We start from the raw sequence: 13,723 nt of genomic DNA, 5'->3' as shown, positions 1-13,723 counted from the left end.
CCCAATGTCCCTGACCATTCTGGCCCGCAACCCGCTTGAGCCCCAAGCCGCCCCGATCCGCGCCACGATGCCGGGGGATCGGTTCGCTGTGGGGCGCGGTGCCGATTGCGATCTTGTTCTGCCCGACCCGGAAAAGTTCCTGTCCAAGCGGCACTGTATTTTAGAACGGCGCGGGGCCGATTACATCCTGACCGACACCAGCACCAACGGCACTTTTCTCAATTACGGCACCGAACCTCTGGGCGCGGGGCCGACGCCGCTGTCGCACGGGGATGTGATTCAGATCGGCCAATATGAGCTGGTGATCGACATCGCCCCCTCGGCCCTGCCTGCCGAACCCGAATTGCCTGCGCTGGATGCCGGGCACAGCCCGTTTGTTTCCAGGCCCGCCGCCCGCCAGGACCTGCCAACCCTGGAGGAAGAGGACGAGGCAGGGGATTTTCTGAACGATCTTTTGGGTGAGCCCGCCTCGACCGATCCGCTAGGCCACCCCCAACAGCCCGGAGCCAGCGCCCCCGATCATGCCCCCGCCGCCAGTGCGCATTTCGCGCCGCCGCAGGCCAGCGGGCCGATGATCCCCGATGATTGGGAGGACAGCCTGATCGCGCCGCAGCCCGAGCCCCCGGCCGAAGAACTGCCTCTTGAAACTGCCTCTGCGCGCCAGCCGCCCGTTCAGGCGCCTGTTTCGCCCGCAAACCCTCTGGCCCCTGAGACCCCGCAAGACGACGCCCTGCTGCGGGCCTTTCTGGCAGGGGTTGGTGCCCCTCATTTGCAGCTGTCCCCGCACGAGGCCAAAGAGATCATGGGCCGGGTTGGCCGCATCATGGCCACGACAATCGACGGGCTGCGCGACATTCTGATGACCCGCTCGGCGCTCAAAAGCGAAATGCGCGTCAACCGGACCATGATCCAGGCGCAGGCCAACAATCCGCTGAAATTCTCGGTCTCGAAGGAACAGGCGATCGAGGCCATGCTGAAACCCACCACCCCCGGTTACCAGGAACCCGAGGCAGCCGTGGCAGAGGCCCTGCGCGACATCAAGGCCCATGAGATCGCCACCATGACCGGCATGGAGGCCGCGCTGAAGGATCTTCTGGCCCAGCTTGGCCCCGACAATCTGGCCGCCCGGATCGAACAGAAATCCGGGCGCATCAGCCGGTTCGGTTCGAAAAAAGCACTCTATTGGGACGCCTACGCGGCCCATTACGCCGAAATCGCAAACGCCACCGAGACCGATTTTCAATCCACCTTCGGCAAGGAATTTTCCCGCGCCTACGAAGAGCAGATCAACAAACTCTAGGAGACCCCGCCCATGCTGACCAAACGCGCCTTTCTTGGCCTTGCCGCCGCAGCCTTGCTGGCCGCCTGCGCGGGGCCGTCGGACACCAGCGTTCAACTGACCCTGACCGGCGCGGCGGACATGAATGGCGGCGCGCCGGCGCAGGCCAAGGTTTATTATCTGGCCGATAGCTCGGTCTTTGCCTCGGCGGATTTCTTTGCGGTCTTCAACGACCCGCAGGCCACGCTTGGCACGGACCTGATCGAGGTCAAAACCTATCAGCTTTCCCCCGGACGGACGATTGCCGACACGGCCTCGTTCCCTGCGGGCGCGCCTGCCCCCAAGGCCATCGGCATCGTCGGAGCCTTCCGGAACATCAACGGCCGCTTTCTGGCCGTCCGGCCGCTAAGCCCGAACGCATCCAACCCGGTACAGGCCAGCCTGTCCGGCAATTCTGTCACCCTGCGCTAACGCCGGCCGAAGGAAACCGCCCATGTCCTGGGAAAGCAAAGTTGTCTGGCAAGAGGGGCTGTTCCTTCAGCCGCATCATTTCCAGCAGCAAGACCGTTATCTGGAATCTCTGGTCTGTGGCCTGGCCGGTTCCGTGACGCCCTATGCCTGGGGCCTGCGCGAACTGACTCTGGACACGGAACTGCTGAAACTGGGCAAGCTGGCGGTGAAATCGGCCACAGGCCTGACCCCGGACGGGGCGATCTTTCGCATCCCGCAGGTGGACCCGCATCCGCCCGCGCTGGATGTGCCGCCCTCGGTGCGCAATTCGGTGGTCTATCTGACCGTCCCGACCCGGCGGCAGGGCGCCCCCGAGGTGGACCTGACCGGCGATCCCGGCGCAACGGCGCGTTACCTTCCCTGCGAAGTCGAAGTGACAGATAGCATGGGCCCAGAACGGCGCGCGGTCGAGATGGCCGTGGGCCGGTTGCGCACCCGGCTGGCGCTGGACGTGGACGAGCTGACCGATCATCTGGTCATCCCCATCGCCCGGATCACCGAGGTGCGCGCCGATGGGGAAATCCTGCTCGACAAGGGGTTCATGCCCTCTTGTCTGGACACCCGCGCCGCGCCGCCGCTGCATGATTTCCTGCAAGAGCTTGAGGGGCTTTTGTCCCATCGTGCGCAGGCCCTTTCGGCACGGCTGAGCCAGAATGGCGGGGCCAAGGGCGTGGCCGAGATTGCCGATTTCCTGCTGTTGATCGCGGTCAATGGCGCGCTGCCCCAGATCCGGCATCTGAGCGCGATCGAGAACGCCCACCCGGCCGCAATCTATCAGGTGCTGACCGGGCTGGCCGGGCAACTGGCCAGCTTCATGGCTGCGGACAAAACCGCGCCCGAGTTTCCGCTCTATCGCCACGACGACCTGACCCACACGTTTCAGCCGGTGATCCAAAGCCTGCGCGAACATCTCTCGGCTGTGCTGGAACAGGGGGCGATCCCGATCCCCATCGAGGCGCGCAAATACGGGGTCTCGGTGGCGATGATCGCAGATAAATCGCTGCTCAGCTCGGCCAGTTTCGTGTTGGCCGCCAAGGCCGATGTCCCCCCCGAAAGCGTGCGCCGCCATTTCCCGGCCCAGGCCAAGCTGGGCCCCGTCGAGGAGATCCGCCAACTGGTCAACTCGGCCCTGCCCGGCGTCGATCTGCGCGCCCTGCCCGTCGCCCCCCGGCAGGTGCCCTACCATGCGGGCGTTGTCTATTTCGAACTCGACAGCGCCAGCCCCTATTGGAAGCAGATGACCTCCTCTGGCGGGCTGGCGATCCATGTTGCCGGGGATTTTCCGAACCTTGAAATGGAGCTGTGGGCGATCCGCTGATCCCCCGCCAGAGGCCAAGACATGACAGACGACGATCCTTTTGCCGAACCGACCGACACCGATAAAACGGTGATCCGGCTTAATCCCGGTGGTCGCAGGCTTGACGCCGCGCCGCCCCCACCAAGCGCCGCGCCAGCCGCGACGCCTGCCGGGCAGATGCCGCCCCCAGTGCCACCCTCTGCGTCATCCCCAGTACCAGAGGCCACATCCGCACCGCATGGGGCGGCATCACCCCGCATCGACAGCGCCGCCACTGGGCTCAACCCGCTGAATGCCGCCGCGACGCCGCTCTTTTTGCTGGTCGGGCGCATCCGCAACCGCGCCCAGCACAGCGATCCGGCAGCATTGCGCGAAAGCGTGGTCGCGGAAATCCGCGCCTTTGAAACGCGCGCCGGGCAGGCCGGAATTCCCGCCCAGACCATCCGCGTGGCCCGCTATGCGATTTGCGCGACAATCGACGACGTGGTGCTGAACACGCCCTGGGGCGGGCAAAGCCTGTGGGCCCGGCAAAGCATGGTCGGCACGTTTCACAAGGAAACCCACGGCGGCGATCGGTTCTATGATCTGCTCGACAAGCTCCAATCCAACCCGGCAGGCAATCGCGACCTGCTGGAGTTCCTCTATATGTGCCTGTCGCTTGGGTTCGAGGGACGGCTGCGGGTCGAACCGCGCGGCAGCGAGCGGCATCTGGCCATTCGCGACGGGCTGGCCCGCGCGATCCGCACGCAGCGCGGGCAATCCGTACCCGATCTGTCGCCGCACTGGCGCGGCGTGCACATCGCCCATCGGACGCTTTCGGCCTGGATGCCGATCTGGCTGTTTGCCGGGGTTACGGTTGCGCTGATCTCGGTGGTGTTTTTCGGCCTGTCCTTTGTGCTTAGCCTAGATACCGAAAGACTGCGCGGGCAGTTCCTGTCGCTTGATCTTTCCGGTCCGGTCGAGCTGGCCCGCCCCGCGCCGCCTCCACCTCCGCCCCCCGAGCCGGTGGTCGTGGTTCAACAGGTCAGTATCCGCGAATTCCTGGCCGCCGAAGTGGCCGAAGGTCTGGTGACAGTCGAAACCGACGCCAATACCGTGACCATCCGGATAAACGGAGCCGGCATGTTCGGCTCGGCCTCTGATGTGCTGGCCAAGGATTTCGGCCCGATCATCGACCGCGTGGCCACCGCGCTGGAGAACGAGGCAGGCCGGATCATCGTGGCCGGTCATTCCGACAATATCCCGATCAATACCGCGCGGTTTCCGTCCAACACTTTCCTATCGCTCGCCCGTGCGCGGGCGGTGATGGCGCGGATGACGCCCTTGCTTTCGGACCCCACGCGCATCGTCGCCGAGGGCCGCGCCGACCGCGAGCCCATCGCCCCCAACGACACCGCCGCGGGGCGCGCGCTCAATCGCCGTATTGATGTCATTCTGGTCAAGTCAGGATAAACCCATGATCCGTAACGCATTTCGCGCCGTCTTTTTCACCCCTGTGGGGGTCTTGATCCTGTCCAGCCTGCTGTTGACCCTGGCCCTGTGGTATCTTGGACCACTGGTCGCGATCGGCCCTGTGCGCCCCTTCGATGGGTTTGCGGACCGGGTGCTTGCCACGTTATCGCTGGCGGCGGCCACGATCATCGCGGTGCTGACCATTTTGCTGACTCGCCGCGCCACCGACAGCCGCCTGACCGAGGAAATCACCCAAACCGAAGAGACCGCCCCCCAGGACGAGGCCGTCAAGGCCGAGCTGGCCGAGCTCGGCAGCCGTATGCGCGCAGCGCTCAAAACTCTGCGCGGCGCGCGGCTAAGCAGGTTTGGCAGCCGGCATCTGTATCAGTTGCCCTGGTATATCATCATCGGCCCCCCCGGCGCGGGCAAGACCACCGCCATCGTCAATTCCGGGCTGAAATTCCCCCTGGCCGAGACCATGGGCACCCAGGCCGTGGGCGGTATCGGCGGGACGCGCAATTGCGATTGGTGGTTCACCAATGACGCGGTGCTGATCGACACGGCCGGGCGCTATACCACGCAAGACAGCGATGCCAGCGCCGATGCCAAGGCCTGGACCGGCTTTCTGACCATGCTCAAGAAATACCGCAAACGCCAGCCGATCAATGGCGCGCTGGTGGCGATCAGCCTTAGCGATCTGTCTAATCTTGACGCCGCCGCCCGCGCCGAACATGCCCGCGCCATCCGTGTCCGCCTACAGGAATTGCGCGAAAAACTGGGCGTGCGATTCCCTGTCTATGTGCTGTTCACCAAGGCCGATCTGATCGCCGGGTTTCAGGAATTTTTCGACACGCTCTCCAGTAAAGAGGCCCAGCAGGTCTGGGGCCTGACCCTGCCGCTTGAGACCACCAAAAAAGGCGCCCCGCCCCTGGCCCAGGCCGTTACCCGCGAATATGACGCGCTTCTGGCGCAGCTCTCCGAGCACTCCTTGGAACGGATTCAATCCGAGACCGATTTCCAGCGCCGCAGCCTGATCGCCGGATTTCCCGCCCAAATGGCGGCGCTGCGCGATGTGACCGAACGCTTTCTGGACGAGGTATTTCAGGAAAGCCGCTATGCCGATAACCAGCTTCTGCGCGGGGTCTATTTCACCTCGGGCACGCAGGAAGGTATGCCGATTGACCGGCTTATGGCGGGCATGGCGCAGACATTTGGCATCGGGCGGCAGGCCATCGGCGCCGGGCGCGGTCAGGGGCGCAGTTTCTTTCTGACGCAGCTGATGGGGGATGTGATCTTTCACGAGGCCGGCCTGGTCAGCGCCGATGACGCGGTCGAGCGGCGCTATCGCTGGACCGCGCGCGGGGCGATTGTCGCCGGGGTGGCATTGGTTGGGCTGGCTTTGGGCCTCTTGGGCAACAGCTTTGTCGGCAACCGCGCGCTGATCGCGGAAGCCGGCACCCAGATTTCGGCCTTCCGCACTGCCGCCGCAGCCCTGCCCCCCAGCCCGATCGAGGATCAGGACATCGCCGCCATTGTCCCCGCGCTGAACATCCTGCGCGACCTGCCCGGCAATCCGGCGGCCCTGGACCCCGAACCGCCACGGGCGCTGACCTATGGGCTGTATCAGGGCGATGTTTTGGGCACCGAAACCGGCCAGAATTATCGCGCCGCGCTGAACACGATCCTGCTGCCGCGCCTTCTGGTCCGGCTTGAGACGCAAATCCAGTCCAACCTGAACAATGGCGACTTCCTGTTCGAGGCGCTCAAGACCTATCTGATGCTGGGCCTTCAGGTGCCGATGGACGGCGAGCATGTGCGCCAATGGATGACCGAGGACTGGGAAAACCTGTTGCCGACCCAGCCGCAACTGCGGGCCGATCTTCTGGGGCACCTGACCGGGATGCTGAACCAGCCGATGCAGGAAATCGGCCTGAACGGGCCGATGATCGAGCAGGCGCGCGGGATTCTGGCCGAAACGCCGCTGTCTGAACGCGTCTATCTGTCCATCGTGACGGCCCCTCAGGCGCAGGCGCTGCGCCCCTTCCGGATCACCGATGTGGGCGGCCCGGCCGCGGCGCGGGTGCTGGTGCGCCCCTCGGGGCGGCCGCTTAGCGCCGGCGTGGAAGGCGTCTATACCCATGCCGGGTTCTACGACTATGTGCTGCCGGAAATCCTGATCGCCGCCGAGCGTGTGCAAAGCGATGCCCAGATCCTTGGACCCGCTGCCGGGGATGGCAGCGCGGTGTCGCTGGCGCTTTTGTCGCGCGATGTGCTGGCGCTGTATGAAAACGATTACGTGACGCGCTATGACGATCTGCTGGCCGATATCGACATTCTGCCCATGGCCAGCCTGGCTCAGGCGACCGATGTCATCAACATCCTTTCGGGCCCCGTGTCGCCGCTGCGCAATATCCTTGAAGAGGTCAGCAAGCAAACCCGTCTGGCCCAGCCCCCCGCCGCCGATGTGGCGACCAATGCCACGGCCGACCGCGCGCAGAAACTGGCCATCGATCAGGTGGTTTCGAATTTCGGCACCGATGTGGAAATCCTGTTCGGCACGTTTCAAGAGTCGCTGGCCCAGATCCCCGGTCAGGATCCGGTGCAGCCCGGCCAGTTCGTCGAAGCCCGGTTTCAGTCTCTCCACCGGCTAACCGACCGCAGCAGCGGCCAGTCCGAGCTGGACCGGGCGATCCTGCTGATGACCGATGTCTATGACGAGCTGAACCGGCTCTCGCTTGGGCAAAACCTGTCATCTGCCGTGGTGGGCGGGGCGAATAATGCCTCGGCCCGGCTTCAGGCCGAGATCGGGCGTATGCCCGCCCCGCTGGAACGCTGGGCAACACAGGTTGTCGCGGCCAGCGCCGGGGCCGCCGTGGGCGGGGTCCGCAATGAGCTGAACGCAAAATGGAAATCCGAGGTCCTGCCCTTTTGTCAGCAGGCCATCGAGGGGCGCTATCCCTTTAACCGGCAGGCCCGCGCGGATGTCGCATTGCAGGATTTCGGACGGCTTTTCGGGCCTTCTGGCCTGTTGCACAGCTTCTTTGAACAAAACCTTGCGCAGTTTGTCGATACCACCACCGATCCCTGGCAGGTGCGCCGGGTGAATGGTGTGGATATCGGCATTTCTCAGGCCGTGGTGCGTCAGTTCCAGAACGCCGATGAAATCCGCAATGCGTTCTTTCTGGCCCCCGGTCTGCCCTCGGTCACGTTTAACGTCACCCCGGCGGCGCTGGACCCCACGGTGGCCCAAGTCACGCTGGATGTGGATGGTCAGCAGGTCATCTATGCCCACGGTCCGCCTCAGGTCAGCGCCCTGCGATGGCCCGGCACTGGCGGCGCGCGCACGCGAATCGCGTTTTCCCCGCCCGCGCCCGGACGGCAGAATGACATCACGCATGACGGGCCCTGGTCGCTCTTTCGGATGCTCGATAGTGCCGAATTGCGCCGCACCAACGTGACCGATCGCAACCGCGTGGTGTTCAATGTCGGCGGGCGGATCGCCATCTTCGAGCTCCGGGCCGGGACCGCGCTGAATCCCTTCACGCTGGGGGCGCTTGCGGGATTTAGCTGCCCGACCTCGATGTAAGGGCCTCAGGGATGCGCGACATGATCACCTATGGGTATTACGGAAAACTGCCTTTTGCGGGGGATTTCCTGCGGCGCGGGCTAAGCCCTGGCTTTACCTCTGCCTGGGATCGCTGGCTCCAGGGCGTGATGATCGCCGCCCCCGCACAAATGGGGCCCGAGCAATGGGCCACAGCCTATTTCAGCGCCCCGATCTGGCGGTTTTCCGTTGCGCCACAGCTTCTGGGACCGCGGGGCGCGGTGGGGATCGTGATGCCCAGCCTCGACAAGGTCGGGCGGCAGTTTCCCTTTTGCATTGCTGCCGAAACCGATCTGTCCCCCATGGCCGCCAATCTGGCGCTGCAACCCGTGGCGGACCGGCTGGAAGCGCTGGCCCTAGAGATGCTCGAAGAGGGCGCCACGCTGGCCCGTCTGGATGCCGGGCTGACCGCGTTGCCGCCCCCGGCCATGGTGGACACGGCATACGGCCCGCAGGGCGGGTCGCTTTGGGTGGCGGCCGGAACCGATAAATCCCGTGTGCTATCCCTGCCCGGCCTGCCTTCGGACGGGGCCGAGGCCGCCGCGCTTTTCGACCTGGATGCGCTCTTTTGGGCAGGGCCGCCACAATCGCAGGGCGCACAATGACCCGGACAATCCCCAAGCCCCCCCGTTTCAGCGCCCGGACTCATGTCGGGCTTGTCCGCAAAGTGAATGAGGATTCCATCGTCGCACGGCCCGATCTGGGGGTCTGGGCGGTGGCGGACGGGATGGGCGGGCATATGGGCGGCGACTTTGCCAGCCAGACCGTGATTGATGCGCTACTGGCCCTGCCTTCGGGTCTTGGTGCCGGCGATCTGGTCACGCACACACGGGCGGCGCTGCACGCGGCCCATACGGCCATCCGGGCTGAATCCCATCGTCACGACAACGCAATTATCGGCGCCACCGTCGTGCTGCTGGCCCTTGCTCAGGGCCATTTCCTGTGTCTTTGGGCCGGGGATAGCCGGCTGTACCAGTGGCACGACCAGCGGCTTATGATGATCAGTTCCGATCATTCGGTGGTAGGCGAGATGGTCTGCGCAGGGCAACTGACCTGGGACGAGGCCGAGCGCCACCAATACGCTAACCAGATCACCCGCGCCGTCGGCGTGAATGAGACACTCGCCCTTGATAAACGCCGGGGCGCGGTCACGCCGGGGGATCGTTTTTTGCTGTGCTCGGATGGGCTGACCAAATACGCCGATCACGCCACGCTGGCCCGGATGATGGCCGAATGCCCGATCGAAGCCCTTGCGGATGATCTGTTGCGCGTCGCTCTTGAGGGCGGGGCTGCGGATAATGTTTCGATCATCGCCATAGAAACCTGAGGGAAAACACCATGGTTTGTTTCTGTCAGACACCCTCGCAGCAAATTCCGCGGATTTTTCCGCCCGGCTTCAGCATCGCGCTGCCAAAAGTGCCGATTCAGCTGATGATCGCGCCCGCGCTGTTTCCGATGGGGCGGCTTGATATTAAAATGAATGCAGCTCTTGAGGGGCTGACACTCCCGCCGATGGGTTTTGCCGGTGGGAGCATTGGCGGGCTTCTGAGCATCGCACCCACCCTGTCCATGGTCATGGGCACCTTCGCGCTGGACGGCCTGCCGACGCTTCAGGCCAGCCTGGATCAGGCCGCCGCGACCATGACGCAGAACCTGTGGCCCATGGCCGGGTGGCTGGCTTCGCTGAAAATGGCGCCGCTTCTGAACTTTGCCCTGGCGGCGCGGCTGGTGCTGGATCTGCGGGCGCTGGGGATCGACCCCGTGACCCTGACCATGCCCGCCACGGCCCCGCCTGCCGCCAGCTTTTCCTTTGCTCTGACCACGCCAAAGCTGCAAATGGCACGGCTGATGATGGGCCTGCCCTCACTGGTCAGCATGACCGAGAGCCTGGAACTGCCCCCCCTGGGCGATCCCGGCGCGCCCGCGGCAATGAGCGGGCTGATGACGACGCTTGCCTCGATCCGGCCGCCCTCGGTGGGGATCAGCATTCCGATGCTGCAAAAGCTGGCGTTGACCCTGTCCTCGCTGGCGGTGATCAACCAGGCGTTCGGCGCTTCGGCCTTTACCCCCGGCGGGCTGGCGTCAATCAGCGCAATGCTGCATGGGCTTTCGGGGCTGCCGATCCCCTTTCCCACCGCACCCGCGCTGGCGCTGATGCCGAAACTGGATGCCTTGCCCGATCTGCCCTCGGTCATGGCCGGAGCCGATCTGTTCACGCCCGGCATGTTCGCCCCGATGATGAGCTTTTCGATGCCGAAACTGGCCTTTATGCCCGTAGCAAGCCTGATGGTCGCGATTGGGGCCTCGATGCAGCTGGCGCTGGATATGCCGGCGTTCGATCTGTGCGCGGCCTGCCCATGTTAGCCGCTGCGCGGGAAAAGGGCCCGCAGATGCCCCCTTTTGGCTGTCTTTTCGCGCTTTGGCGAAAACCTCTCTGTTCAGCTTGGCCAAATCGCCCTATAGCTGTAAAAACCGGCAATGGCATGAAAACAGAAGGTCGCCACGCGGTTTCATATGGCAATCGTTTCTTGCAATCGGAAGATACAGGTATGGATTGCTCTATGCTGGACCATTCTGGCACCGGAAATTCAGAGCCCGGCTGACACAAGCTCAGCCCAGCCAACATCTCACCAAGGATCTGAGACAAAGACGTGGCAGGCCACTTGAAGATTACCCTCATCGACGAAGTGTCGGTCCGCGTCGATGGGTCGGCGGTGCCGCTGGTATCCTCCCGAAAAACGCTGGCGCTGTTGGCTTATCTTCTGGTGTCAGGGCGCGAACAGCGCCGCGAATCCCTATGCGAGCTGTTCTTTTCCGGCACCAGTGACCCCCGCGCATCGCTGCGCTGGTCCCTGACCAAATTACGCAAGGTGCTGAACGCCGAAACCCAGGTTCTGCTGACCACGCCCAGCAGCGTTCGCATCGATATGGCGCAGGTCGATCTTGATGTCAGCTTTGTCCGGAATGTTCACGACAATCCGGCCGCACGGCTGGACGATCTGAAGGAAGCGGCAACACTTCTTTCGATCACCCCCTTCGTAGGTATCGAGATCTCTCGGGCTCAGGATTACACATTCTGGCTGATGGGCGAATGCGAGCAATTAAAAAGCCTGCGCGGCGGCATTTTCCGCCGGCTGGCCCAAACCCCCGGCCTTTCCAACCAAGAGGCGGTCAAATGGCTGCGCACATGGGCGCGGCTTGAACCCTATTCACATGACGCCCCGCGGCTTTTGTCGGGCAAACTGTCCGAGCTGGGCCTGATGGAAGAGGCCCGGCAAGTCGCAGATAGCTACCTGGATCTGATGGGCGATCAGGCGCAGCCCCTGGACCTGGCCGACCCAGGCAGGGCCGCTGCGGTGCCCGCCCCCGCCGACCCGGCCGCGCCCGACCGCCAGACCATCGGCTTTTGCAAGGCCGCCGACGGGGTCAGCATCGCCTATGCCAGCGTCGGCGATGGCCCGCCAATCGTGAAGGCCGCGAACTGGCTGAACCATCTGGAACTTGACTGGGAAAGCCCGATTTGGGGCGACACGTTCCGTGAGCTGGCCACCGAAAACACGCTGATCCGGTATGACGAGCGCGGCAATGGCCTGTCGGACTGGGACGTGCCCGAGATCAGCTTTCGCGCTTTCGTGGAAGACCTTGAAACGGTGGTGGATCATCTGGGGCTTGAACGCTTTCCCCTGCTTGGCCTGTCGCAGGGCTGTGCGGTATCCATCGAATATGCAGTGAAATACCCCGAGAAAGTGACGGCGCTTATCCTGATCGGCGGCTATGCCTCGGGCTGGCGGATCGGGCTGCCCAAACACGAGCAGGAACAACGCGAAGCCGTGCTGACCCTGACGCGCCACGGCTGGGGAACGGCCAATCCCGCTTACCGGCACATCTTTTCACAGACGTTCATGCCTGACGCCGATCAAGAGCGCCTGGCCTGGTTTGACGAGTTTCAGCGCCAATGCACCTCAGCTGAAAATGCCGTGCGTTTTCAAGAGGCCTTTGGCCATATCGACGTGCGCCACCTGTTGCCGCGGGTCACAGTGCCCACACTGGTGTTGCATGCCCGCGATGACCTGCGCATTCCGCTGGATTGCGGGCGCGAGCTGGCGGCCGAGATTCCCAATGCCAAACTGGTAACGCTGGAAAGCAAAAGCCACATCATTCTGGGTGACGAACCGGCCTGGCAAAACTGCATGGACGAAATCCGCCGCTTTCTGGCCAAGCACGGCGCCGGCTAGACACCCGGCGCCGTATTACGGGTCTGACCGTTTATTTGACGACGATCTGACCAGTCATGCGGGGGTGAATCTCGCAATAGTATGCGTAGGTTCCGGCGCTGCCAAATTCCAGCGCCGACTGTTTGTTCCGGTTCAAACGCCCGGTGTCAAAGGTGCCGTCTTTGGCGGTGGCCGTGTGGGGCGCGCCATCCATGTTGGTAAAGACCACCGTATCCCCGGCCGAGATGGTCAGGACGGCAGGATCAAAGGCCATGCCCTTGATGGCCACGTTGTGAACGACAGCCTCGTCCGCTGCGCCCGCAGCGCTGGCCGCGGCAACAGTTGCAAGCCCGCTCAGGGCAATCTTACCGAATTGGCGTCGGGAAATATGGGTCATGAGAACTCCTCTCTCTACTGGGTTTTTCGTAAGTACCGCCGGGCCAGGAAAAGGTTCGGGCCGCAGGGGAATATGTGGGGAAATGCCTTGGGGACCGTATGGCCGATCTTCCCCCGTGATCTGAAACGGCCGGGCCATCCCGTCGTTTTGCGGCCTCATGGGCGCAGGTGTAGTGACGGGAACGGCCAACAGATCAAGGGCGGCGCAAGGCCCCCATCGCGCATTATCCGGTGATGAGATTACGCTTGGCCATTGCCTTGCGCATCATGGCGATGACAGTGGCGCCCTTGGCCTTTTTCTTGGTCTTGTTCTTCACCGCATCGGTTTCGGCAATCAGATCGGCAAGTTTGCGGGCCTCGGCCTCGTTGCCTGCCTCGACCGCGAAGGCCAGGCCGATGATGTCATCCACTTCGGCCTCAAGCTTCAGATCCTTTTTCAGGGCCTTGTCTTCTTTCTTGATCGCCTTGCGGATATAGGCCTTGTAGGGTTTGGACTTCAGGAATTCATCGCCCTTGGACAGGTCTTCGAACAGCTGTTCGGTCCGTTTCATCATCTCGTAAAAATGATTCTCAAGCCGCCGGTCTTTCATGATCCGCTGGTGCAGCTCTCCGGCATTGAGCGTCTCGTTATTGGCCGCCGCCTCATTTTCGGCCCGCTTCTTGGCATTGGCCCAGGCCACCAGCATCACCTGGCTGAGTTTCCCAAGAAAAGCCCGCTCGGCCGCGTTGGTTTTTTCGGTAAAGAACGGCACCCCCTGTTCCGGAGTGCCCAGGGTCAGCACCGCCTTATATAGATTGATGATCTTCTTGGATTTCAGATAGGCCAGGAATACTTTGTGCAGCTCCGCGTTTTTGCGGATTTTCGTCAGATGGGGCATCGGCATGTGAAAGCACCTTTCGCGTTGCGGGTTATCATGGCCAGTAAGTCACCCGTTGTTCGAAAAAGGTTCATTCTCAGACAGCAGAAACAT

General features: G+C 63.3%; 11 protein-coding genes. 9 read left to right on the top strand and 2 right to left on the bottom strand.

What is annotated here, in order from left to right:
* Positions 1-4 precede the first annotated feature (4 nt).
* The 9 genes from tagH (at position 5) to ACP15O_RS13745 (ending at position 12,377) form a co-directional block, all read left to right on the top strand.
* Entirely contained in the window at positions 5-1,300 is a 1,296-nt protein-coding gene (gene tagH / locus ACP15O_RS13785) for a type VI secretion system-associated FHA domain protein TagH (protein ID WP_425096692.1), read from the top strand.
* A 12-nt stretch (positions 1,301-1,312) separates the two neighbouring features.
* On the top strand, positions 1,313-1,750 hold the full coding sequence (tssJ, locus tag ACP15O_RS13780; RefSeq protein WP_425096691.1) for a type VI secretion system lipoprotein TssJ: 438 nt from the start codon (positions 1,313-1,315) through the stop codon (positions 1,748-1,750).
* 22 nt (positions 1,751-1,772) lie between these two features.
* Positions 1,773-3,107: a type VI secretion system baseplate subunit TssK gene (gene tssK, locus ACP15O_RS13775; protein ID WP_425096690.1), complete on the top strand. Its 1,335-nt coding sequence runs from the start codon at positions 1,773-1,775 to the stop codon at positions 3,105-3,107.
* Between the two features lie 21 nt (positions 3,108-3,128).
* Entirely contained in the window at positions 3,129-4,538 is a 1,410-nt protein-coding gene (gene icmH / locus ACP15O_RS13770; RefSeq protein WP_425096689.1) for a type IVB secretion system protein IcmH/DotU, read from the top strand.
* A gap of 4 nt (positions 4,539-4,542) precedes the next feature.
* Complete coding sequence (tssM, locus tag ACP15O_RS13765) at positions 4,543-8,124, top strand: type VI secretion system membrane subunit TssM (RefSeq protein ID WP_425096688.1); 3,582 nt, start codon at positions 4,543-4,545, stop codon at positions 8,122-8,124.
* A gap of 11 nt (positions 8,125-8,135) precedes the next feature.
* Positions 8,136-8,747, top strand: coding sequence for a type VI secretion system-associated protein TagF (tagF, locus tag ACP15O_RS13760; protein ID WP_425096687.1), 612 nt, complete (start codon positions 8,136-8,138; stop codon positions 8,745-8,747).
* The gene (locus ACP15O_RS13755; protein WP_425096686.1) at positions 8,744-9,469 is read left to right on the top strand and encodes a PP2C family protein-serine/threonine phosphatase; all 726 of its coding nucleotides are present in this window, start codon (positions 8,744-8,746) and stop codon (positions 9,467-9,469) included. The genes tagF and ACP15O_RS13755 overlap by 4 nt, the downstream gene beginning before the upstream one ends.
* Positions 9,470-9,480: 11 nt before the next feature.
* Entirely contained in the window at positions 9,481-10,506 is a 1,026-nt protein-coding gene (locus tag ACP15O_RS13750; protein ID WP_425096685.1) for a hypothetical protein, read from the top strand.
* Between the two features lie 299 nt (positions 10,507-10,805).
* Entirely contained in the window at positions 10,806-12,377 is a 1,572-nt protein-coding gene (locus ACP15O_RS13745; protein ID WP_425096684.1) for a bifunctional AfsR/SARP family transcriptional regulator/alpha/beta hydrolase, read from the top strand.
* 31 nt (positions 12,378-12,408) lie between these two features.
* On the opposite strand, the gene ACP15O_RS13740 is transcribed toward ACP15O_RS13745, so the two are convergent.
* A complete protein-coding gene (locus ACP15O_RS13740; protein ID WP_425096683.1) occupies positions 12,409-12,753 on the bottom strand; it encodes a cupredoxin domain-containing protein in 345 nt (114 codons plus the stop codon).
* Positions 12,754-12,976: 223 nt separating this feature from the next.
* Positions 12,977-13,636: a hypothetical protein gene (locus ACP15O_RS13735; RefSeq protein WP_425096682.1), complete on the bottom strand. Its 660-nt coding sequence runs from the start codon at positions 13,634-13,636 to the stop codon at positions 12,977-12,979.
* Between the last annotated feature and the right edge of the window lie 87 nt (positions 13,637-13,723).

It is taken from the genome of Youngimonas ophiurae (nom. illeg.), assembly GCF_049803795.1.
GTDB lineage: Bacteria > Pseudomonadota > Alphaproteobacteria > Rhodobacterales > Rhodobacteraceae > Thalassobius.
This window is presented reverse-complemented; position numbering and strand designations above follow the sequence as displayed.

Coding starts and splice junctions, on each gene's coding strand:
- tagH (WP_425096692.1), top strand. CDS start 5: ATGTCCCTGACCATTCTGGCCCGCAACCCGCTTGAGCCCCAAGCCGCC.
- ACP15O_RS13740 (WP_425096683.1), bottom strand. CDS start 12,753: ATGACCCATATTTCCCGACGCCAATTCGGTAAGATTGCCCTGAGCGGG.
- tssJ (WP_425096691.1), top strand. CDS start 1,313: ATGCTGACCAAACGCGCCTTTCTTGGCCTTGCCGCCGCAGCCTTGCTG.
- tssK (WP_425096690.1), top strand. CDS start 1,773: ATGTCCTGGGAAAGCAAAGTTGTCTGGCAAGAGGGGCTGTTCCTTCAG.
- tssM (WP_425096688.1), top strand. CDS start 4,543: ATGATCCGTAACGCATTTCGCGCCGTCTTTTTCACCCCTGTGGGGGTC.
- ACP15O_RS13735 (WP_425096682.1), bottom strand. CDS start 13,636: ATGCCGATGCCCCATCTGACGAAAATCCGCAAAAACGCGGAGCTGCAC.
- icmH (WP_425096689.1), top strand. CDS start 3,129: ATGACAGACGACGATCCTTTTGCCGAACCGACCGACACCGATAAAACG.
- ACP15O_RS13755 (WP_425096686.1), top strand. CDS start 8,744: ATGACCCGGACAATCCCCAAGCCCCCCCGTTTCAGCGCCCGGACTCAT.
- ACP15O_RS13750 (WP_425096685.1), top strand. CDS start 9,481: ATGGTTTGTTTCTGTCAGACACCCTCGCAGCAAATTCCGCGGATTTTT.
- tagF (WP_425096687.1), top strand. CDS start 8,136: ATGCGCGACATGATCACCTATGGGTATTACGGAAAACTGCCTTTTGCG.